Genomic DNA, 23251 nt, shown 5'->3' on the forward strand with positions numbered 1-23251 from the left:
CCTGACCGGTAGCAACTATCGACCCGGCAATTGCCGATAAGTTTAGCGGTGACTCTCCCTTGTTTTCCGGTTGTTTTCCATAAAGCCACGCTCTGGGTCAGATCGCTGGTCTCTGTATTCTTCCGGTTCGACGAAACAGGTAGGCGGGTCACCGTTGGCATTGAGTTGGTTGATCAGGGTCGGCTGGCCCTGTTCGTTGAACAGTACCTGCCCGACACCTGCCGAGTTCCATAAGCGTTCACCGGCCTTGCTGTGCTCGGGCGTGCGCGGAACAACCTTCATCAGGCGGCGCTTGGTGAACCAGTTAAGAGGTGAGCGGGGAGAGTATAACCAGCGATTCAGCCGATCAAAAGTGTCCAGCAGACGACGGGGGAATTCATTCTTGATACCACTGCTGGTGATTTGCCAGATATGAGGCCCGCCACTGCGCTGGCGAATCAGGATTTCGTAGACGAACGAGTAATGCACATCGCCCGACAGGATCACGTAATTGCCCGGTGTTCTGGAATGGCGAAAGATGTTCAGAATGACGTTGGCGGCGCCACGGTGCGCCATCCAGTTTTCCGCATCGACCAGCAACGGATAGCCGCACCAACTGAATATCCGTTGTATGGCCTCGATCAACTTGACGCCGAACACGGGGGCAGGTGAGACGATAATCGCTGATTTATGGTCGATCAGCTCCTGTTGCAGTTCACTGAGTGCTTCCCAGTCGAGCAGGCCGGACGGGTGGTTGAAGTTCGACTCGCTGCGCCAGCGCCGGGTGCGGGTATCCAGTACCACCAGTGCCGGGCTGGTGGGTAACACGTAATGCCATTGCTGAAACTTCAACAGCTGATCAATCAGCTGGTCCTGGGCCTGGCTGTCCAGCCAGTTGTCGTTCGACACGGCCTCGGTGCTCAGTGCGTGAGCCTGCCTGACCAGCCCGTTGAGCGCATCCGGGTTATTCCCCCAGCCCTGGCAAAGCAGATAGGCGAGCAGGGCGTTACCGATGATGCGTTTGGAGAATGGGTGGCCGTAAGCCGTTTGCTCCCAGTTCGCCGACAGGTTCCAGTCATCGGTGATGTCGTGGTCGTCGAAAATCATCATGCACGGCAGATGCGCCATCGCCCGCGCTACGCCGCCCAGGCCCTCGGCAAATGCCTCGACCACTTGCTGCTCCCTGGCGTAGCGCTCGACTTCCCCGTCTTCCAGCCGCGGCCTGCCGGGTTCGATCAGGGTCCAGGGCGTGGGTGACCAGACCAGCAGGTACATCGCCATGACTTCCGCCAGGGTAACCAGATGGTTATCCGCTGTGCTGCTGGTGAATACCGGCTTGCTGGTGCCGCCAAAAAAACGCTCGCGCAGCGTGTCGTTGCTTTTCAGGGCCGGCAGCAGGTCGGCACGCTGGTAATAGCTGGCCGGATGAGCATAGAGACGAGGGCTGTCATCGACGATGGCACCGTCGAGTCGCTCGTCGAACAACCCCAGCCGCTCGATCAGCACATGGATGGCGCGCAGCATCGGCCCGGCGACATCGTCGGCGTAGATCTGATCGCCGCTCATCATCAACAGCGCAGGGCGTTGCAGCGGCTCCTTGACGTCGGCCAGCAGGCGGTCCACGCACAGCAGACCCTCGGCCGCGCTGTGGTGCGGCTTGCGGCACGAGCCATGCAAAAGGTGATCAATGCTGCTGCGCACCACGAAGTTCGGGTAGCGGTTGCCCTCGTACAGCAGGTGCGGCGCCCACTCGGCGATGCCGCCTTCGCCTTCCACCAGCAGGTCGTACTCGATCCAGGTGTCGCGGGGCAGTTCGGCTTCCAGTTGCAGATCGATCAGGTGAATGAACGCCTGGCGCCCGACTGCGATGACCTGGCATTGCCGGTCGTCGAGTACGTAATCGTTGAAGCCCGCCGTGGGGGCATCGGTAGCGGCATGGCGCAGGCGCACTGTCAGGCGCAACGGACGAGACCCTGCCAGCCACAACACCAGGCGGCCGGCTTCCTGACGGCGCAACAGTGGGCCGGCAAGGATGGACGGTAACGAAGTGAGTTGTTCGATGGAAGAAGCAGACATCCTGACTCATGACTCTGGCGGGACACAGGCGGGAATGGTAACGCAACGGGCCTGGAAAGTTCTTGTTACACCACGCGAGCGCGTGTTTCCGGACATTGCAGGCATGCGAGGCGGCCCGCTCGACCATGTCCGTATGAAGACTTTGTTAACCGCCTGCAGAGTGCGCTGAAAATGCCGATACATGACTATGCAACAGGCATCTGAATTCCATAAAGTTTTTATGGCGTTGTGCCATATTTGCTCATGAGGGTTTCAGCTATGAAATGGTTCTACAACGCGAGGCTGTCGGCCAAGCTTTTCATGTCTTTTGCGTTATGTGCGCTTTTCACCCTAGGGGTAGGCGTAATAGGCAGTCGAGGCATCAGTGCCTTGTCCGTCAGCCTGGATAACGTGTTTACCAACAGCCTGCTGTCGGTTACAAAAACCGGCGAGGTCAAGGCCTCGGTCATTGCTCAGAACCGTGATCTTTATCGTTTATTGGCCGCCATGGCAGGCAACGCCCCGCAAAGCGTCAAGGACGATATTCTCGCGAGCATGACCGTTAACAGGACTCAGGCTGAAAAAAGCTACGCCACCTACCGGGCTACGCCGCTTGAGGATGACGAGCGCGCCGCCGGTGATCAGATGGACAGAGACTGGCCTGGCTATCAGGCACTCATCGAGCAGGCCAAAGGCACTGCCCTGTCCGGTGACATTGCGGGTGCGAGAGCGATCATCGACGGTGATGTACGCAGCGGTTACCTGAGGGTCATGGATCAGCTGACCACCATCGTCAACTCCAATAATCGTCAGGCGGGGGAGGCCGCTGTCGCTTCCGACCAGACACAGGACGCTGCGCAACGAAACCTGTACATCGGCATTGGTTTGTCATTCTTGGCCGCGTTTGTGATGGGTCTGTTCATAAGTCGCGCCATCAGCACGCCAATCAATACGGCAGTGACCAATGCCCGGCGAATTGCCAGCGGTGATCTGACCCTGCCGATTACCAGCCAATATCACGACGAAGCCGGCATGATGCTGGTTGCCCTGAGCGATATGCAGGACAACCTGAAAAGCACGATCGGGCAAATATCCAGCGCTGCCGACCAGTTGGCCTCGGCCGCTGAAGAGCTGAATGCGGTGACTGAAGAAAGCAGTCGCGGTCTGATCCGTCAGAACGATGAGATTCAGCAGGCCGCTACGGCGGTGAACGAGATGACCGCTGCGGTCGAAGAGGTCGCGCGTAACGCCATGTCGACGTCGGAAGCGTCCCGACAGACCAGCACCGATGCGGCTGCCGGTCGTGATCAGGCCCGTGATGCCGTGAATGCGATCAATACCGTCAGTGCCGAGATCAGCAGTTCGACCACGATGGTCGAAGAACTCGCCGGACGCGTTCGTGAGATCGGGCAGGTGCTGGACGTGATCCGTGGGATCGCCGAGCAGACCAACCTGCTGGCCCTCAACGCCGCCATCGAGGCTGCGCGTGCAGGCGAGCAGGGGCGCGGCTTCGCTGTGGTAGCGGACGAAGTACGGGCGCTGGCCGCTCGAACCCAGGCATCCACTGGCGAAATCGAAACCATGATCGGCAGTGTCCAGGCCAGTGCCGATCAGGCCGTGCGGGCCATGGGCAACAGCCGCACGCTGGCCAGCAACACGCAAACCCTGGCTCAGGCCACGGGGCAGTCGCTGGAGCGCATTGCGCAGAGCGTCGCCGAGATCAACGACCGCAACCTGTTGATTGCGACGGCCTCCGAAGAGCAGTCCCACGTTGCGCGCGAAGTGGATCGCAACCTGGTCAACATTCAGGACCTTTCCACCCAGACCGCCGCAGGTGCGCACCAGACCAGTGCTTCAAGCCAGGAGCTGTCGCGTCTTGCCATTTCCTTCAACAATCTGGTAGGCAAGTTCAAGGTCTGACGCAAGCATCAGGCCGTTGTGTTCGGCAGGCGCTTCTGGAAAAAGAAGCGCTTGTTGCCAGGCGGATAGTCGTCAATCTGGCCGAACTCGGTGTAACCGTGGCGACGATAGAAGTCGGGGGCCTGGAAGTCGAAGGTGTCCAGCCAGATTCCCGTGCAGCCCTTTTCAACCGCCAGATCCTCGGCCATCTGCATCAGACGCGAGCCCATGCCTTGCCCACGGGCTTGTTCCGGCACGACCAGCAGCTCGATGAACAGCCACTCATAAAGAATACGAGCGTGCAGGCCGCCGAGGACTTCCCGGGTTTGATCATCGCGAATGAACATCGCCACTTTCCCGGACTTGCCGTCGCCCGCCTGCTCGGCGTTGAACCGTTTCAGTGGTTCCAGAATCGCCAGACGATCCTCTTCCGTAGGGTTGGTGTTGACGTCAATGTGAATGCTCATGCGATGGCTCCCAGCCTGGGTGTGCGCCGAGATTAAAGTGGCAGGGGCGTGGCGTAAAGCAGGATCCTGCGGTGTTTCATTTCACGCAAAGCACACGCAATTACGTCCGGCGCGCTTGGCCGCGTAGAGGGCATTGTCAGCCGCACCAATCAGGTTCTCGGCGCTGGTCAGGGGCGCTGTCGCACACGCCACGCCGAGGCTGATGGTGACCAGCGCGTTTTCGCCCAGCACCGGGTGCGGCAATTTAAGCTCGGCAACAGCGCTCTGCAGGGCCGCGGCCACTTCTCTGGCCTGCACGGCATCGCCGATCATCAGCACCAGAACCTCTTCGCCGCCGAACCGGAACGCCACAGCGCCATGCTCATGCGCGCTTTGCTGGATTTTCTGACAAAGCAATCTGAGGCAGGTATCGCCTTGCGGGTGCCCGTAGTTGTCGTTGTAGGATTTGAAGTGGTCGATGTCCAGCAGGATGATCGCCACGTTCGCCGGCGTATTGCGAGCGTGCTCCCAGACGGAGGTCATCACTTCATCCTGGTAGTGTCGATTGAACAGCCGGGTCAGCCCATCGGTACGCGCGAACTCCATCAATTGCACTTGAAGCAGGCGCCCGCGGAGCGCAAACAGGTAGCTCATGCGGCTTGCCCGCTCCAGAAAGTAGGAGGCCATCAGCAGCAGTGCTACCGTCGAGACGAACAACACGGCGTTGGCCTGCCAGATCACGAAGTCGGCGAAGTCGGCAATGTAGGTAGTCACCAACTGGATGATCAGCATGCATGACATGGCGACAGCGGCATGACGCAACGGCAATTGCTGGATCATGGTGCAGTAGACCATGATCAACAGCATGCCGAGTTGATAAAAGATCTGATAAGGGCTGTCGCTGTGAATCATGACCAGCAATGGCATGAGCGAGCACACGACCGTGGCGAATGCAGCGATGGTTTCCATCGCCCAGCGCGTGGTAACGCGTTGAGCCAGTATCAATAGCGCGATAAACATCGGCGTCATCAGGCACAGACGGCCCACGGCTACATAGAAAAACACATCCCGCAGTATCAACCAGTCACTGATCAGGAACAGGTTGTAGATCAGACTGCCGCCAATCCCTACCGCCGTCAGGAACTCGCGCCGCGGTAGCCGGGTTTCTTCCTGATAGCGTTGCTCAAGAACACGGCTGAAGCGTAACGAGCCAACACCTGAAGTGATCGTCTGCTCGACCTCGGCAAGGAGTTGCGCATCTTCAAGATTGGGACGTTCAAGGGCAGAAACAAGCATGTGACACCGGGACATTAACATCGAGAGACATAGGACATCACGGGTGATGTCTTAGTGCCATCAATGTATCGTGCCGCCAGTCCAAAGTCGACCGATGGTGGCTAACGGCGTGCCCTGGGTGACAAATGGCCGCGGGCTGTCATCGCTGAGAACATCTCTCAGCAATGCGCGAGATGGCCTTGAGACGGTCGTTTCTTCTGTCGCAAACGCCCTGTAATTCATCCTGCCACCATCAGACGAAATGCCTTAATCCCGTCTACGCTTGTGTCGATATATACGTACAACCTCACTATGGGTGCCGTCATGTTCAACGCTCGCTTGAAAAAGGAATTACAGGCACAAAAGGCCGAGTTATCCATGTACCGGCAGATGCAGAAAGGGATGGATGCGCAAATGGTGTCTTTGACTCTGGACGCCAGCCACCACATCGTCCACGCCAATGAAAACTTTCTCAATGCGCTTGGCTATTCGCTGGAGCAACTGCAGGGCAAGGATCTCGATCACTTGGTGCCTACTTACGTCAAACAGCTGGATTGCTACCGCAGTCTCAAAGTGGCGGTGCAGAAGGGCGAGTCGGTCATCGACAGGTACCGTTTTCTGCATGCCGATGGCCGGCTGGTGTGGATTCGCGCCCTCTGGCAGCCAGTGCTGGATGAGCAAGGCAGGCTGATGACGTTGCAATGCTACGGTTCGGACATCACCCAGATCGTCGAAACGGCTGCCGAGAACTCCGCGTTCATCCAGGCGCTGTTACGCTCGACCGCCGTGATCGAGTTCGACCTCAGCGGCCAGGTATTGACCGCCAACGATCAGTTCCTGCGCGGCATGGGTTATAACCTGGCGCAGATCAAGGGCAAGCATCACAGCATCTTCTGTGATCCTGCGGAAACCTCTCAGGCGTCGTACCGGGAATTCTGGGCGATGCTCAACCGTGGCGAGTTCGTGGCCGGGCGCTTCAAGCGTATCGACAGCAACGGGCGTGAGGTCTGGCTGGAAGCGACCTACAACCCGGTCCACGATGCTCAGGGCAAACTCTACAAGGTGGTCAAGTTCGCCACGATGGTGACCGACCAGGTGGCCCGCGAAGAAGAAGTCAGTCAGGCCGCCAGCGTGGCGTTTGAAATCTCCCAGCAGACCGACGTCAGCGCCCAGCGCGGCGCGGACGTGGTGCAAAACACTGTAAAGACCATGCGCAAGATCTCCGAAGAGATGCAGTCAGCCTCCTCGGGCATCGAAGCGCTGGGCAAACAGTCATTGCTGATCAATTCCATCGTGCAGACCATTGGTGGGATTGCCCAGCAAACCAACCTGCTGGCGCTCAACGCCGCCATCGAGGCCGCACGTGCCGGTGAGCAGGGCCGGGGCTTTGCCGTGGTGGCTGACGAAGTCCGCCAACTGGCAGGCCGCACCAGCGCCGCGACCGAAGAAATCGTCAGCGTCGTGCAGCAAAACCAGTCGCTGGCCGATGAGGCAGTGCGCGGCATGGCCAACAGCCGCACCCAGGCGGAGCAGGGCCTGGTGCTGGCCAACGAGGCCGGTGCCGTGATCGTCGAGATTCAGGAAGGAGCCAAACAGGTCGTGGGCGCCGTGGGGCGGTTTGCCAATCAGTTGAAGTAGTCTTTCTGGTTTCGCGGACTCTGTGGTGTGTTGTGCGGTGTGGAAATGGCCGGTCCTTGCAGTCTGGCCATCCACCTCTACGCCGCGGCGCGCAATCAAGATCGGACGCGCGAAGCATCCTGAACGGCATGCCAACGCATGGGCACGATAGTGTTTCTTACAGACGCCTATCACCCTACTTGTCGACAGCCTCTACCGAGCAGTCAGCGCCGAATAGCTGTTCATCAGGTTGCGGTAGTTCGGGATGCGCTCGGAAAGCAGGTTACCCAGTCCTTCGATATCGTTACGCCAGTCGCCCTGCAGCTCACAGGCCACCGAGAACCAGTTCATCAGTTGCGCACCTGCCTGCGTCATGCGCGACCACGCGGCTTGTTGAACCGTGGTGTTGAAGGTGCCGGAGGCATCGGTGACCACGAATACTTCAAACCCTTCAGCCAATGCCGACAGGGTCGGAAAGGTCACGCACACATCGGTCACTACCCCGGCAATGATCAACTGTTTTCGGCCGGTCGCCTTGATGGCCTTTACAAAGTCTTCGTTATCCCAGGCGTTGATCTGACCCGGCCGGGCAATGTACGGCGCATCGGGAAACATTGCCTTGAGTTCCGGAACCAGCGGGCCGTTGGGGCCTTGTTCAAAACTGGTGGTGAGAATGGTCGGCAGTTCGAAGAAGCGGGCCAGGTCAGCCAGGGCCAGAACATTGTTCTTGAACTCGTTCGGCGAGAAGTCCTGCACCAGCGAGATCAGGCCTGTCTGATGATCGATCAGCAAAACGATGGCGTCATCTTTGTTCAGGCGGTTGTAGGTGGTGTGGGTCATGGTCAAGTCCTTTCGTTTGGGTAGGTGAGGTCTGGCGTGCAACATGGGCTCAGGTTAGTAGCTCACCGGAAAGGGAAAAAGCGCCTGAAGCGGGTTTTACTGTCTCTTCACAGTGGACAATTTTGTCCACAATATGGCCAATCCAAAACGTCGCCTACCCGGCAATAGCCCCCGTCTTGCCAGCCTCCACCACAAAGCGCTTCAGCGTCGACACGTTCGCCGCAGGATCCAGCACATCCGACACCACTTGAAAGCGGGTCTGCATATGCTGTTCGTTCAGGTCCACTGCCACATAGCCGCGCTGACGGCTGTCGAAGAACTTCACGTGTGGGTTGAGGCCGAGAATGCTGTTGAAGGCGTCGAACCGTGGTCCGCTGGAGGTTACCGAGGTGCCGACGAATTCGGTGGCGACGATGGCTGATTCCGGATTGCCTGCCTCGGCGTGCAGGTCGGTGGTCCAGAACGAATGGATATCGCCACCCCAGAACACCGGGTTGCGGGTCTGGTGGCGTTGCAGGGATGCCAGCACGCGCTCGCGGGTCGCCGCGTAGCCGTCCCAGCCGTCGGTCCAGTGGCCCAGCGCCTGGGTCTTGAGATTGCGCTGTTCCAGTGGAGCGACCAGCAAGTCCTGGGCAATGACATTCCATTGTCCAGGTGATTCAGCGAAGCTGCGGTCCAGCCAGGCTTCCTGTTCCCAGCCGAGCATGGTGCGTTTGGGGTCACTCAGATCCGGACAGTCGCTGGGCGCTACGTAGCCTCGACGGCTGCCGTTGGCCTGGATGCACGCCTGTTCGGAACGATACTGCCGACCGTCCAGCACATGAAAGCGTGCCAGGCGGCCATAGTCCAGGTTCCGGTAAATACGCATGTCCGGTCCTTTGGGCAGGCTGCTGGCGCGCAAGGGCATGTGCTCGTAAAACGCTTGATAAGCGGCGGCTCTGCGACGTAGAAAACTGTCCACCGGAACGTTCGGGTCCTGGGACCACTGCGCGGCGTAGTCATTCTGTACTTCGTGATCATCCCAGGTGGCCACGCTCGGCGCACAGGCATGCAGCGCTTGCAGGTCGGGGTCGGTCTTGTACTGAGCGTAGCGATTACGATAGCCCGCCAGGTCCATGGGGTCAGGTGTAGCGTGGTGACGCGGGAACCGAGGGTTTTCCGGGGATATGTTCATCTCATAAATGTAGTCGCCAAGAAAGAACACCAGATCCGGGCGCTCTGCCGCCAGGTGGCGATAGGCGCTGAAATACCCGGCCTCCCAGTGCGAACACGACACGAAGCCGAACCGCGCCGAGACCATGGCACTTGCCAGCGGAGCAGTACAGGCCTGCCCGACAGCGCTTTGCGCCCCCAGGCTCTCGAACTGATACCAATACGGGCGTCCAGGCTGCAAGCCGCTCACTTCAACATGCACCGAATGGGCAAGGCGCGGATGGGCGGTGGCCTGTCCTGTGCGGACTACGTGAAGCATGGCCGCATCGCTGGCGATCTTCCAGCGCACCTCAACGGGTTTGTTCAGTCCGCCATCACCCGAGGGCGTCATCACCTTGGGCGCCAGACGTGTCCATACCACGAAGCCATCCGGCAACGGATCGCCAGATGCCACGCCGAGCGTGAATGGATAATCGACCCCCGCGCTGCGCGCAAATGGGCTGAGGATCGACAGCAATGTTGCACCGGCGACTCCGGTAATGATGCGTCGACGATCCGGATTGAAATCGGTCATGACGTGGCCTCCGACGATGGGTATTCCGAGCGCAACAGTCCGAACAGCAACATGTTCTTGAACACACCGTTTTTCAGAAATGCCTCTCTGGTACAGCCCTCATACGATAACCCGCACTTCTCCAGGACCCTGGCGCTGGCCGGGTTGTCGCTGAAGCACTGGCCGGCGATGCGGTTGAGGTTCATGTCCGTGAAGCCATGCCTCAGCAAGCCTTGAGCCGCTTCGCAGGCGTAACCCTGATTTTGATAGTGCGTTCCTGTCCAGTAACCCAGATGGCCGCTGCGATGCGGCATCGAAAGGCGTAGCGAGACGATCCCGGTCAGCTCTCCGGTTTCCTGAATGTGAACCCCGAGGCTCAACATCTGACCGGCGGTGTATTGGTCGTGGGTCTGTGCAATGAATGCCCGCGCATGCTCAAGGGTGTAGGGGCTGGGCAGTGCAGAAGTCATGGCCGCAATCGTCGGCTCGTCGGCCAGGCGTGACAAGGTGAGTGCCTGTTCCGGCTGCAACGCGGCGAGCAGCAGACGCGAGGTTCTGATAGTGGGCAGCGGGTGACTCATCCGTATTTTCCGTCGGGTTGAATGCTCAAACGCTGGCGCGTTGTTATGGCATTTCCGTGACGGCCTCAAGAATCATTTAAGTGTCATGAGATGTACAGGTAACAGCCATGTAACAGTCATGTATCGGTCTTGTAAAACCAACCGATCGGTCATGTTCGGTTGCTAGATTCTCGGCCTCTAACAAGAAAGCGAGAGGCTGGCATGAGAACGTGGGACGAACCTAAAAAGCGCAAGGCGCACATCGAACTGATCCCCATGATCGACGTGATGATGTTCCTGCTGGTTTTTTTCGTGTTGGTAAGCCTGAACGTGATTCCGGCGCTGGGGATGAAAACCCAGCTGCCGAGTGCCAGCAGTTCGCAGCAACTGAAACCGCAGAACAAATCGATCCTGACTCTGGGGCTCAACGGCGAATTACAGCTCGACGGCAAGGCGACCACGGTCGACGCCCTGGTGCCTGCCTTGAAAGCGCTGGAAAAGCCCGACACGAAAACCACGATCATCGTTAACAGTGACAAGGGCGTGGAAGTCACTCGTCTGGTCGAGATTATGGACACCCTGCGTCTGGGTGGTTTCACGTCAGTCTCCATCGCCACGCGCAAATCCTGACCATGTATTTCCTGTTTCGTGTACGTCAGTGGCTTGGTGGCCTGCCTGCGTTGGTGGCGCTCATCGCAATCGTGATTGGTGTACAGACCCGTCCTCTGAAAATGGAGCCGGTCTACGACGAATCTGCCGTCGAGCTGGCGCTGGTCGAGCCCGAGCAGCCCGCCCCTGAGCCATTGACGCAGCCCGAACCGCCTCCGGTACAACCTGACGAGCCGCCACCTCCGCCGCCTGTAGTCGAAAGCGAAGAGGCCGAACCGGCGCCACCTCCACCGCCGCCCAAGCCCGTTCCCAAGCCAAAACCCAAGCCGGAGATCAAGCCAGAACCAAGGCCTAAGCCCTTGCCCAAATCGGCAGTGGCAAAACCCGTCGAGCCGGTTCAGGCACCCAGCAAGCCGATCGCCAGCGCCCCGGTTGCGCCGCCGTCACCGCCTGCGCCACCCGCACCGCCGAAGGTCGACACCCAGGGTATGGAAGGTGGCTACCTCAAAGGGCTGCGCAGTGAGCTGGACGGTTACAAACAGTACCCGACTGGTCGTCAGGCCTCACTGGAGCGTCCGAGTGGCGAGGTTGTGGTGTGGTTATTGGTCGACCGCCAGGGGCGAGTGCTGGACTCCGGCATTCAGACCCAGGCCTCCAGCATGCTGCTCAACCGCGCAGCCGCCAACAGTCTGCGACGCATCAAGCAGGTCAAGCCGTTTCCCGAGCAAGCCTTTGGTGGACGCAGCGAACAGCGCTTCACCGCCACCTTCAACTACAGCGTGCAATAGCACTGACAAGGAACAGAGTGATGAAGTTTTCCAGAATTCACCTTGCGTTGGTCGCCGCGGGCATGAGTCACGGCATGGTTATGGCCGACTCGAGTGGCAGTGATGTCGGCACCATTGGTGTGCAAGGCAAGGCGACGGTTGGGGGGGGCTACATGGTGCAGGAGGAGAGCATCAAGGCGCGTTCCACTGTTACCAAGGAAGCGCTCGACAAGCAGACGGCGACCGGGAATGCGATCGATAAGCTCAAGTACACGCCGGGCCTGAATATCTCCAGCGAAGACGCCACAGGTCTTTCTGGTTTCAAATTCACCATGCGCGGGCTCAACTCCGATCAGGTCGGCATGTCGGTGGACGGTATGCCGATCAACGACTCCGGTAACTACGCGTTGTATTCCAATCTGTTGGGGGATCCGGAAAACATCGATCAGATTTTCGTGACTCAAGGCTCTGCCGAAAGTGACGGCCCGCACATCGGTTCCAGCGGCGGCAACATCGGTATCGTCACCATCCGGCCCACCAAGGAAACCGGCGCATTCGTCAAGCAGGTGGCGGGCAGCAATGGCACTTACAAGACCTTCGCGCGACTCAACACCGGAGAGATCAACGGGCTGAGCAACTGGCTGTCGATGTCTCACACCGAAGGTCAGAAATGGCGCGGCGATGGCGCGGTGCGTGCCGACAAGGTTGAGTGGAACAGTTTCTTCGACATGGGCTCGGGCAATACCGCCAACCTGATCCTCAAGTACCACGAGCAGGACAACAACAGCTATAGCCAGCTCACCAAGAGTCAGTTCCAGCAGAACGGGCGCAAGTTTGACCCTTATCCTTCGACGCCAGCGCTGGGCAGCAACGGTAAATTGTCCAGCTACTACGAGTTGGCGCAGAACCCTTTCCAGACGTTCACCGGCGTGCTCAATACCCAATTCAAACTGGCCGACAACCTGTCTCTTTCCGTCATCCCCTATTATTTCTGGGGTAATGGCAGCGGCGTGAACAGTTCTTCCTATGCGCTCAACCGAGGTTCGAACCAGAACGGTGTGTTCGACCTGAGCAACCTGCCGACGGCGGCGGCTTATAACGCAGACGGATCATCGACCACTGGCGTTTATTACCGGCCGTCGCGCACCCAGACGTGGCGTCCGGGGATCACCACCAAGTTGAACTGGGACGTCAACGACGAACACAGCGTACAGGTCGGCTACTGGTATGAACGCGCGCGACAGTCGCAGACTCAGCCTTTCATCCGCCTGAAGAGCAATGGCAAGCCTGAAAGCATCCAGCCGGATTCGGACTACATGGTCGATGCCAACGGCAACGAGATCCAGGGCCGTGACCGTTATACCGTGACGCCTGCCCAAAAAGTCTGGGCTCAGGACACCTGGTATTTCGCCCCGGACTGGACGCTGGTCGGCGGCCTGGCCTACATGAATGTCGAGCGCGAAGGCACCAACCACGGCAGCCTGACCGAGCGGCCGGAAAAACGGGACCAGACCTACAACAAGCTGTTGCCGAACGTCGGCCTCAAATACCAGCTGGATGAGCGCGACCAGTTGTTCTACAGCCTGTCACGCAACATGCGCGTGCCGCAGAACTACGTTCTGTATGACCCGGGCACCGGCTCCATCGACAGCAAGCCAGAAACGAGCTGGAACCACGAACTGGGCTGGCGCTACACCGAACAGGACATGACGCTGGCGGCCACGCTGTTCTACCTGCAGTTCAAGGACCGGCAGGTGTCATCAAAAGATATCAACGGCGACTTTGCCGACATCAACGCCGGTGCAGTCGACAACAGCGGGCTGGAACTGGAGTGGAGTGGCTTGCTGCCGCACCATTTCAATTACTACACCTCGTACACCTACACCCGCGCCAAACAGAAAGATGACCTGACCGTCTTCAATAACGGCACCGCCATTGAGCTGCCCACCAGCGGCAAGCAATTTACCAACGTGCCGAAGAACATGCTGGCCGCCAACATCGGCTACGACGACGGCAGTTATTACGGGACCTTTGGCGCCAAGCTCACCAGCAAGCTGTATGGCGACCTGACCAACGACGAAAGCATTCCGGGGCGCACCATCTTCAATCTGGGCGCGGGGATCTACCTTCCGGTGGACAAGAAAATCGTCAAGGACGCCACTCTGCGTCTGAACGTCGACAACCTGTTCGACAAGGAATACCTGGACGGCGTGTACACCACCAAAACCAACGCGGGCACTTACAGCGGTTTCCGCGACGGCGACCCGGCCTACATCGTCGGGGTCGAGCGTACCGTTACCGTTTCTCTTGAAGCCAATTTCTAATCTTCATTGACCAGAGGTCCGTGCCATGGACATGAATCAGCTTCACGACATCACCTTCTATGTGATGTACGCCGCCATCGCGATAGCGATCTTTGTCGCGATCGAACGAGGCATCTACTTTGCTTACGTGCGTCGCCAGTCTCGGGCGCTGCAAACGGCCCTCGGTGCTTCGGTGCACAGTGAAAAGGATCTGCCGGAGACGCTGACACGCCGGACCAGCCTGCCGCTGGAAATGGTACTGCCGGTGCTGGCGCAAAAAAATGCGCAGGGCTCGCGCAGGGATCTGGATGATGTCATCGAAACCCAGTACCTGAGCACTCGCGCACCGCTGGCCCGCAGCCTCTGGCTGATCGAAACCATTACTACCGCTGCGCCGCTGTTGGGCTTGTTGGGGACGATTCTGGGTATCATCGATACCTTCAAGGCCCTGGCCAGTGCCGGGGTGTCCGATCCCGGGCAGATTTCCGCCGGTATCGGTACAGCGCTGTTCGCGACTGGGCTGGGTATCGCCATTGCCTTGTTCTGCGTGGTCTTTCACAACTACTTTCAGGACAGCCTGGAACGCATCAACGACCAACTCAAGATCCTGCTGATCCGCGCTTCCAGCGGAGCACGTGTGCATGACGAAGCCGAGCATCCGGCTGCTTCGGCTCAACCGAAATACCGGACGGCCTGATCCACTTAACGGGGCGTGCCTCTGGCATGCACCATCTTGTCTGTGTCTGGCGATGAGGCTCGCAATGCCCTATTACCCTTCGTATCGTCGACTGTCCCTGAGCTACCGCGCCGTGATCGCAGTGTTACTGCTGGGCAGTTCGTGCGCGCAGGCAGATTTCGCCATTCCGGGTTTCGAGCTGGTCCACACCGTGCCGGTCGGGTCTGACCTGCAGACGCCTGACCTGCGAGCACCCGACGAGGTCTGGCGGGAGCTGTTTGACGGGGCTCGCGAGCGTATCGACATCGAACAGTTCTATGTCGCAGACCACGCAGGCTCGGTCATGGACAAGGTGCTTGAAAGCCTGACGGCAGCCGGGCAGCGCGGAGTGAAAATCCGTTTTCTGCTGGAAGAAAAAGGCCTGAAACTTTCCGACCCGCAGACCCTTGAACGACTGCGCGCCATTCCCAATCTCACCCTGCGCGTACTGCCCTACGCAAAGCTCACGGGCAGCGGCATCATTCACGCCAAGTTTCTGGTCGTGGATGGCCGACAGGCGTTCATCGGCAGTCAGAATTTCGATTGGCGCTCACTGGAGCACATCCACGAAACCGGCCTGCGCATTGACGAGCCGATCATCGTGGGCCAGACGCAGGCCATATTCGATCAGGACTGGCTTGCCCAGGCTGCCATTACCGAGGGCAAACCGGCTCCCGTGCCGCACCCGATCGATAGCCCATCGCCCAACGGCAACTACCTGACCGCCAGCCCGCAGCGCTATAACCCGCCAGGGGTCGTCGACTCCCAGGCCGAACTGCCGCGTTTGCTGGCGCAAGCCAAAAGCGAGGTTCGTGTCCAGTTGCTGGATTACGCGCCTCTGTCCCACGGGCCCGACAAAACCCGGCCTTACTATGCGGTCATCGATAATGCCCTGCGCAGCGCGGCCGCCCGCGGCGTGTCGATTAAGCTCATGGTGTCCGACTGGAACACCGGCATGCCCGAAGTCGCCTACCTCAAGAGTCTGGCGCTGGTGCCCAACGTGCAGGTGCGCGTCGTCACATTGCCGATGGCGGCTCAGGGTTTTATCCCCTATGCACGCGTGATCCACAGCAAGACCATGGATATTGATGATCAGGTGGCCTGGGTAGGCACCAGCAACTGGCTGGGCGGCTACCTCGACAACTCGCGCAATCTGGAAGTAGTGATACACGACGGCTCGATGGCCAAACGCATCGGCCAGTTGCACGAGCAGCTTTGGGACGGGCCGTACGCCAAGCCCATCGACATCAATCGCGACTATCCGGAGCCGCATCCGGGCCAGTTGAATGCAGCTCCCCACTAGGTCTCAACGCCCGCTTCAGCCACAATGACACCTTTCACCCACCAGCCTGCTGCGGGCTGTAAAAGGATTGGTGCTACTGATGATGCTCTCTTTCAAGCCATGGTTGCGGGGCCTGGCGCTGGTTTTGCCACTGGCTGCGTTGCTGACCGCGTGTGACAAGTCCGACAAGCCGGTGACGCCGCCTGCGGCGCCGCACACCACTTATAGCCAGGCCGGCTGGGACGCGTTGCCAGCGGTGTCCGACGCGGATTTGCAGGCCGGTTTTGCCTCTTGGCGCAGCGCCTGTGTTCGTTTGAAAGCCGATGCGGTGTGGGGGCCGACGTGTGCGGCGGCGGTGAGTCTCGCGGCCGCACCGGATGCGGCGCAGATCCGCACCTTTTTGCAGGAGCAGTTGCAGGTCTACAGCCTGCGCGCAGATGGAGGCAGTGCCGATGGTTTGATCACCGGCTATTACGAGCCTGTTTATCCGGGCAGCCTGACCCAGACCACCACCGCCAATGTGCCGGTTTATGGCATCCCGGACGATCTGATCGTGGTCAATCTGGACAGCATTTACCCTGAGCTCAAAGGCAAGCGGCTGCGCGGTCGGCTTGAGGGGAGGGTGCTCAAGCCTTACGACGACGCTGCGACGATCAGCGCGCAAGGCTTGAACGCGCCGGTGATTGCCTGGCTGACCGACCCGATGGATCTGCAGTTCCTGCAAATTCAGGGCTCGGGGCGCGTGAGTCTGGAGGATGGCTCGCAGCTGCGTCTGGGCTACGCCGATCAGAACGGTCGCCCGTATCGCGCGATTGGTCGCTGGCTGGTAGAGCAGGGTCAGTTGAAGAAGGAAGACGTGACCATGGGCAGTATCGCCGCCTGGGCCAAGGCGCATCCGGAGCGTATCAGCGAGCTGCTGGCGAGCAATCCCAGCTACGTGTTTTTCGCCCGTAACCCCGACAGCAACGAAGGCCCGCGCGGCTCGTTGAATGTGCCGCTGACCCCCGGTTACAGCGTGGCCATCGATCGCAAGGTGATTCCGCTGGGCAGTCTGCTCTGGCTCTCCACGACGCGGCCGGATGGCAGCAGCGTGGTCCGTCCGGTCGCGGCGCAGGACACGGGCGGTGCGATTGCCGGTGAGGTACGCGCCGACCTGTTCTGGGGGACCGGCGATGAGGCGGGCAAGCTGGCTGGCGACATGAAGCAGAAAGGCAATATCTGGCTGCTGTGGCCCAAGGGCATGCCACTGCCTCAGTCCGCAGAAACAGCTCCTGCAACAACCCCGGCTCCTGCTAGCCACTGACATCCTCTCACCTCGATAGCTACCGTCCTGCTCAATGGACAGGTAGCTATCTTTTCGCACCCGTTTTCCTTCCAAACGCATTTGAAACAGCCAAATGCACGGTTTTTCAACGCCAGAAATGTGTCAAGAAAAGAACAATTTACCGTTCATCGGTAAATTGTGGACGACATATATCGGTTTCTTGACACTGTCATAATGACATTACACATTGGTATTAATGCATTTACACAGGGATCGTGCGTAGCGGCCCCTTTTGAGGTCGTTCCGGATGAATCGAGCTGACGATGTGGCCAATTTGTTTCAGCGTTTTGGCGCGAGCTCCGAGGGTTATCTGGAGATCGACGACAGCCTGGACTACCACGAAACGCCCGTAGACAGTGTCTTTCCTGCTACGCCGCCACGCGTAACTGATCAATCGGTGCCTGAGCAGACCTGTGCGGCGCAATCAGCCGAGACGCCTGACACGGCACCTGACCTTCAGATGACCCCGACAGCCAAAGGTGCAGCCTCCGGCGTCCTGGCAAATCTGCTTGCCGAGGCCGCACAGGCACGCCAGGCTGAAGCGCAGGCACGCAACAACGAAGCACTGGTCCAATCGCTGTTCAAGGGCCAGCCGCCGAGAACATCGGCGCGCGTGATTGCGGTGGTGTCAGCCAAGGGCGGTGTGGGTAAAAGTACGCTCAGCGCGGCAATGGCCAGCCTGGTCAGAGTGCCCGGCGCGCAGACACTGGCGATCGATCTCGACCCCCAAAACGCCTTGATGCACCACCTTAATGCCAGCCCGGATGTGGCCGGCCTCGGCGGTGCCAGCCTGAGCGGCGAAAACTGGCGCACGCTGTTGCTGACCGGCTCCTGCGACACGCAGGTTTTGCCATATGGCGCGCTGCCGCTCGATGAGCGTCGTTCCCTCGAGCATTTTCAGGAAAACGATCCACACTGGCTGGTCCGTCAGATCGCCCGCATGCAGCTCGATGCCCGCGACGTGGTGATTCTCGATGTGCCGTGCGGTGACCTGCGCATGTTGCAACAGGCGCTGACTGCTGCCAGCCAGGTCCTGGTGGTGCTGACCGCCGATGCGGCGTGCTACGTGACACTGGATCAGATGCAGGGCTGGCTCGAGCCGGTTCTGGCGGGGTCGCAGCCGCCGGCCTGTCATTACGTCATCAACCGGTTCGATGCTTCGCGCACCTTCAGTCGCGACATGTACGACGTACTGGCGCGACGTCTTGGCGAGCGCCTGCTGGGCGTCGTTCGCGATGATTACGCGCTCGCAGAAGCGCTGGCCTACGGCCACAACGCGGTCCAGGTTCCGAGTGCCTCTCCCGGCACCCAAGACCTTCGCGTGCTGAGTAATGTGCTGATTGCCCGACTGCTGACTCAGGATGTAGAAGAGAACCGATTGTCATGACCAACCTGTCGCTCGACGCGTCCGTACCCCGGACGCGCTCATCATTGTGGCTGCATGCTTTGCTGGCGTGGTTCGGCGGTCTGTCGACGACCCTGCGACGCACCTTGAAAAGCGTGGCGATTGTCGTCGGCCTGCTGCTGATGGCGCTGGTCGTCACCGTGCCGCTGGACCTCTATGCACAGTGCTTTTTTGCCCTGGCATGCTTCGCTGCGATGCTGGTGATTCGCCGGATACCGGGGCGTATTTCGGTACTGGCGCTGGTGACCCTGTCGTTGCTGGCTTCGTTTCGTTACATGTACTGGCGCCTGACCTCGACCCTGGATTTCGACAACTGGCTGGACAGCCTGTTGGGCTATGGGCTGATCATCGCCGAGTTCTACACGCTGATCGTCATCGTGCTGGGTTACGTGCAGACAGCCTGGCCGTTGCAGCGCAAGCCGGTGATCATGCCGAGCGATTCCAGCCAGTGGCCGACCGTCGATGTGTTTATTCCGTCGTACAACGAGGCGCTGAGCATCGTCAAACTGACCATCTTTGCCGCCCAGTCCATCGACTGGCCGCGCGACAAGCTGCGGGTCTATGTGCTCGATGATGGTCGTCGCGAGGATTTTCGCGAGTTCTGCGAACAGATCGGTGTCGGCTACCTGACCCGCGGCGACAATCGACATGCCAAGGCGGGCAATCTGAACGAAGCGCTCAAGGCCACGAATGGCGAGTACATCGCCATGTTCGACGCCGACCATGTGCCGACCCGCTCCTTTCTGCAGGTCGCCATGGGCTGGTTTCTCAAGGACCCGAAACTGGCGATGCTGCAGACGCCGCACTTTTTCTTCTCGCCCGACCCGTTCGAAAAGAATCTCGATACATTCCGCAGCGTGCCTAACGAGGGCGAGCTGTTTTACGGCCTGCTGCAGGACGGCAACGACCTGTGGAACGCGACTTTCTTCTGCGGCTCCTGTGCGGTGTTGCGGCGCTCGTCGTTGCTGGACATCGGTGGTGTGGCCACTGAAACCGTGACCGAGGATGCGCACACAGCGCTGAAGTTGAACCGGGCCGGCTACAACACGGCGTACCTTGCGATTCCCCAGGCGGCGGGGCTGGCGACGGAAAGTCTGTCACGTCACGTTGCCCAGCGTATTCGCTGGGCGCGGGGCATGGCGCAGATCTTTCGCACTGACAACCCGCTGCTGGGCAAAGGTCTGTCACTGGGCCAGCGGCTGTGCTACGCCAACTCGATGCTGCACTTCTTTTACGGCCTGCCGCGTCTGGTGTTTCTCACCGCGCCACTGGCGTACCTGCTGTTCGGCGCCGAGGTCATGCACGCCTCGGCGCTGATGATCACCGCCTATGTGTTGCCGCACCTTGCCCACGCCAGCCTGACCAATTCGCGGATTCAGGGCCGCTTCCGCCATTCGTTCTGGAACGAGGTCTACGAGGCGGTGCTGGCGTGGTACATCATGGGCCCGGTGCTGATGGCGCTGGTCAATCCGAAATTCGGTGGCTTCAACGTGACCGACAAGGGCGGAGTGGTCGAGGAGAAGTTTTTCGACTGGACGCTGGCGCGGCCTTACATCGTGCTGCTGACGCTGAACGCAGTGGTCTTCGCACTCGGTATCTACAGCCTCTACCAACTGGGCTGGAATAACGATGCGATCACCCTGACCATCGTCATCAACATGGCCTGGACGATCTACAACATCATCATCACCAGCGCTGCGATTGCGGTGGCCAGCGAGATCCGTCAGGTGCGTACCGAGCCCCGGGTCCAGGCCAGACTGCCGATTCGCGTTACCTGCGCCGATGGCGTGGTATTCGACGCCGTGACTCAGGATTTTTCCCAGACCGGCCTCGGACTGGTGATGCCCGCCGATTCGGGCATCGACAGTGGCGACAGCATCACGGTGTCGCTGTATCGCGGTACGCAGACCAGCCATTTCCCTGCCACGGTAATGTTCTGCCGCGACGGTTATCTGGGCACTCGTTTCGATGATCTGTCGCTGCGTCAGCAGAGCGAGCTGGTACGCCTGACCTTTGGCCGTGCCGACACCTGGGCGTCGACCTGGGGCCGCGGCAAGCCGGACACACCGCTGTCTGCGCTGCGCGAAGTCAGCCACATCGGTGTTCGTGGCGTCGTCGAGTTGCTCAAGGCCACTCGCAAGGATTTCAGCCGGTTACTGCCGACCCGTAAAAAAATCTCCCCACCTCCCGCAAATTGATGGATTGAGTAGTCATGACTAAACGGTATTTTCTCGGTGCCGAACGCTTCGCCGTTCGCCGCTCATGGGCCCTGTTGGCTTGTGCGTTGTCCGTGCTCTCCACCGGGATGTGGGCAAGCGCTGCTGAAACGACGGGTGCCAACGAGGGTTACAGCGTGACGCTGCAACAACTGGGGCGCAATTACCCGATGAACCTGCGCGGTGTGGAAGCCACCGACAGCGTCAACTTCAATGTGCGTGCCGATCAGGTGGTGACCGGCGCAAGCCTGTCGCTGAGCTACAGCTATTCGCCGGCGTTGCTGGCGGACCTGTCGCAGATCAACGTCATGATCAACGATGAAGTGGCCGCGACCCTTCCGTTGCCCAAGGAAGGTGCCGGCAAGCCGCAGACGCAGGTGATCGAGATTCCGCCGCAGATGATCACCGAGTTCAACCGCCTGAGCCTGCAGTTCATCGGCCATTACACGATGAGCTGCGAAGACCCGAAGCATTCCAGCCTCTGGGCACGGATCAACAATGACACGCGTCTGGACATCCGTGTCACGCCATTCGCGCTGCCCAACAACCTGGCGATTCTGCCGCTGCCGTTCTTCGACCGCCGCGATGACCGTGACGTGAATCTGCCCGTGGTGATGGGCGCGGCACCCGATAACGCGACGCTCGAAGCTGCAGGCGCGCTGGCTTCATGGATTGGCGCGGCCAAGACCCGCTCGCGCATGGCCAGCTTCCCGGCGCACTTCAATGAGCTGCCGGCCAAGGGCAACGCACTGGTATTGCTCAAGGGCGATGGTCCATTGCAGCTCGGCGCGCTGACGATGCCTGCGCCGAAAGGCCCGACCCTGACGATGGTGACTCATCCCAACGACCCGAACAGCAAGCTGTTGGTGATCACCGGGCGTGATTCGGCGGAACTCAAGCGGGCGGTCAATGCGCTGGTGGTCGGCGGTCAGAGTCTGGTCGGCAGCAGCGCATTGATCGAGCGTGTCGACCTGCTCGCGCCGCGCAAACCGTATGACGCGCCGAACTGGCTGCCCAGTGATCGGCCGATCAAACTGGGCGAGCTGATGCCTGCCAACAAACTCAACGTCTCCGGTTACGACCCAGGTGACATCACCGTGCCGTTGAACCTGCCGCCAGACCTGTTCAGCTGGCGTGAAGACGGCGTGCCGTTGAACCTCAAATACCGCTACACACCGCAGGAACGCTCGAACAATTCGTCGATCATGGTCAGCCTCAACGACACGCTGATCAAGGCCGAGCCGCTGCCGTCGATCGAGAACCTGAACAACTCGATCGTCTCGCGACTGACGGGCGGCGATGACACGATCAGCCGTGAAGCGCATGTGTACCTGCCGCTCAACTCCGTGGCCCTGCAATCGCGCCTGCAACTGCGCTACATGTTCGATTACCTCAAGCAGGGCGAATGTGGCGACATCATCATCGATAACATGCGCGGCAGCATCGATCCGGAATCGACGCTGGATTTCAGCGGTTACGACCACTTCATGGCCATGCCGAACCTGGGTGTGTTCAAGGATTCCGGGTTTCCGTTCACACGCCTGGCGGACCTGTCGCAGACCGCTGTGGTGCTGGCCGATCAGCCGAGTACTGAAGATGTCAGCGCTTACTTGAGCGTATTGGGCCGTTTCGGCGAATCGACCGGTTACCCGGCGACCGGTGTGTCGGTTATTCACGCTGCACAGATCGCCAGTGCCGCCGACAAGGACATTCTGGTCATGTCCTCGGGCAGCGATCAGCCGTTGCTCAAACAGTGGGCCGACCGTTTGCCGATTTCCGGCAATACTCAGCAACAGGGCTTCGAGCTTTCCGATCTGGCCTTCCGTCTGCGCGACTGGATGAGCCCGGACCCGGATGAAAACCAGCGTCGGGCGCGGGTGGCCATGGCGTTTTCCAGTGACGCGCGCAGCACCTTCCTGACCGGTTTCGAATCGCCGCTGCACAAGGGGCGCAGTGTCGTGTTGATCTCCAGCGGTCAGCCCGGCGGCATGAGCGACGTTGCCCGTGCGCTGAGCAGCAGCGACAAGGTACAGGGCAGCCTGGTAGTGGTACGCGGCGATTCGGTCGAGGCGCTGGTTGCCGAGCAGAAGTACTACGTCGGTGACCTTGGGCCGATCAAATACGTGCAGTGGCTGATGTCGCGCAACGTGCTGTGGCTGCTGCTGGTGGTTGCCGTGGGTGTGGTGCTGGTGACCGGAGTTGCCTACCTGACCCTGCGCTCGCTCGCCAAGCGCCGTCTGGAGCAGGAATAAGC

17 protein-coding genes are annotated in these 23251 nt (G+C 59.8%); 11 read left to right on the forward strand and 6 right to left on the reverse strand.

All coding sequences use genetic code 11. The annotated features are described in order from the left end of the window. Positions 1-42 precede the first annotated feature (42 nt). Positions 43-2055 carry an alkaline phosphatase D family protein gene (locus LCH65_RS06865; RefSeq protein WP_096108033.1) on the reverse strand — a complete coding sequence of 671 codons (2013 nt, stop codon included), beginning with the start codon at positions 2053-2055 and terminating at the stop codon, positions 43-45. Between the two features lie 258 nt (positions 2056-2313). On the opposite strand from LCH65_RS06865, the gene LCH65_RS06870 reads away from it, so the two are divergent. Beyond that, the gene (locus LCH65_RS06870; RefSeq protein WP_187809384.1) at positions 2314-3954 is read left to right on the forward strand and encodes a methyl-accepting chemotaxis protein; all 1641 of its coding nucleotides are present in this window, start codon (positions 2314-2316) and stop codon (positions 3952-3954) included. A gap of 8 nt (positions 3955-3962) precedes the next feature. On the opposite strand, the gene LCH65_RS06875 is transcribed toward LCH65_RS06870, so the two are convergent. Both LCH65_RS06875 and LCH65_RS06880 read right to left on the reverse strand, forming a co-directional pair. Then, positions 3963-4400, reverse strand: coding sequence for a GNAT family N-acetyltransferase (locus tag LCH65_RS06875; protein ID WP_054080612.1), 438 nt, complete (start codon positions 4398-4400; stop codon positions 3963-3965). A gap of 81 nt (positions 4401-4481) precedes the next feature. After that, complete coding sequence (locus tag LCH65_RS06880) at positions 4482-5675, reverse strand: GGDEF domain-containing protein (RefSeq protein WP_003433802.1); 1194 nt, start codon at positions 5673-5675, stop codon at positions 4482-4484. A 303-nt stretch (positions 5676-5978) separates the two neighbouring features. Here LCH65_RS06880 and LCH65_RS06885 point away from each other — a divergent pair, with 303 nt between their 5' ends. Next, positions 5979-7292 (forward strand): PAS domain-containing methyl-accepting chemotaxis protein, encoded by a 1314-nt coding sequence (locus LCH65_RS06885; protein WP_226439257.1) that lies wholly within the window; start codon positions 5979-5981, stop codon positions 7290-7292. Positions 7293-7484: 192 nt separating this feature from the next. Here the strand turns inward: LCH65_RS06885 and ycaC are convergent, their stop codons facing one another. The 3 genes from ycaC to LCH65_RS06900 form a co-directional block, all read right to left on the reverse strand. Then, entirely contained in the window at positions 7485-8111 is a 627-nt protein-coding gene (gene ycaC / locus LCH65_RS06890) for an isochorismate family cysteine hydrolase YcaC (protein ID WP_058416325.1), read from the reverse strand. Between the two features lie 154 nt (positions 8112-8265). Further along, a complete protein-coding gene (locus tag LCH65_RS06895; RefSeq protein WP_226439258.1) occupies positions 8266-9837 on the reverse strand; it encodes an alkaline phosphatase D family protein in 1572 nt (523 codons plus the stop codon). After that, positions 9834-10397, reverse strand: a complete 564-nt coding sequence (locus LCH65_RS06900; RefSeq protein ID WP_003433795.1) for a GNAT family protein — start codon at positions 10395-10397, stop codon at positions 9834-9836. The genes LCH65_RS06895 and LCH65_RS06900 overlap by 4 nt, the downstream gene beginning before the upstream one ends. A gap of 201 nt (positions 10398-10598) precedes the next feature. Here LCH65_RS06900 and LCH65_RS06905 point away from each other — a divergent pair, with 201 nt between their 5' ends. The 9 genes from LCH65_RS06905 (at position 10599) to bcsB (ending at position 23249) form a co-directional block, all read left to right on the forward strand. Beyond that, complete coding sequence (locus LCH65_RS06905; protein WP_060708683.1) at positions 10599-11006, forward strand: biopolymer transporter ExbD; 408 nt, start codon at positions 10599-10601, stop codon at positions 11004-11006. 2 nt (positions 11007-11008) lie between these two features. Continuing rightward, a complete protein-coding gene (locus LCH65_RS06910; protein WP_060708684.1) occupies positions 11009-11773 on the forward strand; it encodes an energy transducer TonB in 765 nt (254 codons plus the stop codon). 20 nt (positions 11774-11793) lie between these two features. Further along, positions 11794-14076: a TonB-dependent receptor gene (locus LCH65_RS06915; protein ID WP_003433789.1), complete on the forward strand. Its 2283-nt coding sequence runs from the start codon at positions 11794-11796 to the stop codon at positions 14074-14076. Between the two features lie 25 nt (positions 14077-14101). Next, positions 14102-14752: a MotA/TolQ/ExbB proton channel family protein gene (locus tag LCH65_RS06920; RefSeq protein WP_003365740.1), complete on the forward strand. Its 651-nt coding sequence runs from the start codon at positions 14102-14104 to the stop codon at positions 14750-14752. Between the two features lie 64 nt (positions 14753-14816). Beyond that, on the forward strand, positions 14817-16073 hold the full coding sequence (locus tag LCH65_RS06925; RefSeq protein ID WP_226439259.1) for a phospholipase D-like domain-containing protein: 1257 nt from the start codon (positions 14817-14819) through the stop codon (positions 16071-16073). A gap of 79 nt (positions 16074-16152) precedes the next feature. Then, positions 16153-17355 (forward strand): MltA domain-containing protein, encoded by a 1203-nt coding sequence (locus tag LCH65_RS06930; RefSeq protein ID WP_074805872.1) that lies wholly within the window; start codon positions 16153-16155, stop codon positions 17353-17355. Between the two features lie 268 nt (positions 17356-17623). After that, the gene (bcsQ, locus tag LCH65_RS06935) at positions 17624-18763 is read left to right on the forward strand and encodes a cellulose biosynthesis protein BcsQ (RefSeq protein ID WP_060708687.1); all 1140 of its coding nucleotides are present in this window, start codon (positions 17624-17626) and stop codon (positions 18761-18763) included. Then, on the forward strand, positions 18760-20979 hold the full coding sequence (gene bcsA, locus LCH65_RS06940) for a UDP-forming cellulose synthase catalytic subunit (protein ID WP_226439260.1): 2220 nt from the start codon (positions 18760-18762) through the stop codon (positions 20977-20979). Before bcsQ ends, bcsA begins: the two co-directional genes overlap by 4 nt. A gap of 14 nt (positions 20980-20993) precedes the next feature. Beyond that, positions 20994-23249 (forward strand): cellulose biosynthesis cyclic di-GMP-binding regulatory protein BcsB, encoded by a 2256-nt coding sequence (gene bcsB / locus LCH65_RS06945; RefSeq protein WP_226439261.1) that lies wholly within the window; start codon positions 20994-20996, stop codon positions 23247-23249. Positions 23250-23251: the final 2 nt, after the last annotated feature.

It is taken from the genome of Pseudomonas sp. MWU16-30316, assembly GCF_020515645.1.
Classification (GTDB): Bacteria; Pseudomonadota; Gammaproteobacteria; order Pseudomonadales; family Pseudomonadaceae; genus Aquipseudomonas; species Aquipseudomonas cerasi.

Bases quoted from the DNA above. Each gene is read 5' to 3' on its own strand.
- bcsB (WP_226439261.1), top strand. From the start codon at position 20,994: ATGACTAAACGGTATTTTCTCGGTGCCGAACGCTTCGCCGTTCGCCGC.
- ycaC (WP_058416325.1), bottom strand. From the start codon at position 8,111: ATGACCCACACCACCTACAACCGCCTGAACAAAGATGACGCCATCGTT.
- LCH65_RS06875 (WP_054080612.1), bottom strand. From the start codon at position 4,400: ATGAGCATTCACATTGACGTCAACACCAACCCTACGGAAGAGGATCGT.
- LCH65_RS06865 (WP_096108033.1), bottom strand. From the start codon at position 2,055: ATGTCTGCTTCTTCCATCGAACAACTCACTTCGTTACCGTCCATCCTT.
- LCH65_RS06880 (WP_003433802.1), bottom strand. From the start codon at position 5,675: ATGCTTGTTTCTGCCCTTGAACGTCCCAATCTTGAAGATGCGCAACTC.
- LCH65_RS06920 (WP_003365740.1), top strand. From the start codon at position 14,102: ATGGACATGAATCAGCTTCACGACATCACCTTCTATGTGATGTACGCC.
- bcsA (WP_226439260.1), top strand. From the start codon at position 18,760: ATGACCAACCTGTCGCTCGACGCGTCCGTACCCCGGACGCGCTCATCA.
- LCH65_RS06930 (WP_074805872.1), top strand. From the start codon at position 16,153: ATGATGCTCTCTTTCAAGCCATGGTTGCGGGGCCTGGCGCTGGTTTTG.
- LCH65_RS06870 (WP_187809384.1), top strand. From the start codon at position 2,314: ATGAAATGGTTCTACAACGCGAGGCTGTCGGCCAAGCTTTTCATGTCT.
- LCH65_RS06885 (WP_226439257.1), top strand. From the start codon at position 5,979: ATGTTCAACGCTCGCTTGAAAAAGGAATTACAGGCACAAAAGGCCGAG.
- LCH65_RS06925 (WP_226439259.1), top strand. From the start codon at position 14,817: ATGCCCTATTACCCTTCGTATCGTCGACTGTCCCTGAGCTACCGCGCC.
- LCH65_RS06905 (WP_060708683.1), top strand. From the start codon at position 10,599: ATGAGAACGTGGGACGAACCTAAAAAGCGCAAGGCGCACATCGAACTG.
- LCH65_RS06910 (WP_060708684.1), top strand. From the start codon at position 11,009: ATGTATTTCCTGTTTCGTGTACGTCAGTGGCTTGGTGGCCTGCCTGCG.
- LCH65_RS06895 (WP_226439258.1), bottom strand. From the start codon at position 9,837: ATGACCGATTTCAATCCGGATCGTCGACGCATCATTACCGGAGTCGCC.
- LCH65_RS06900 (WP_003433795.1), bottom strand. From the start codon at position 10,397: ATGAGTCACCCGCTGCCCACTATCAGAACCTCGCGTCTGCTGCTCGCC.
- bcsQ (WP_060708687.1), top strand. From the start codon at position 17,624: ATGAATCGAGCTGACGATGTGGCCAATTTGTTTCAGCGTTTTGGCGCG.
- LCH65_RS06915 (WP_003433789.1), top strand. From the start codon at position 11,794: ATGAAGTTTTCCAGAATTCACCTTGCGTTGGTCGCCGCGGGCATGAGT.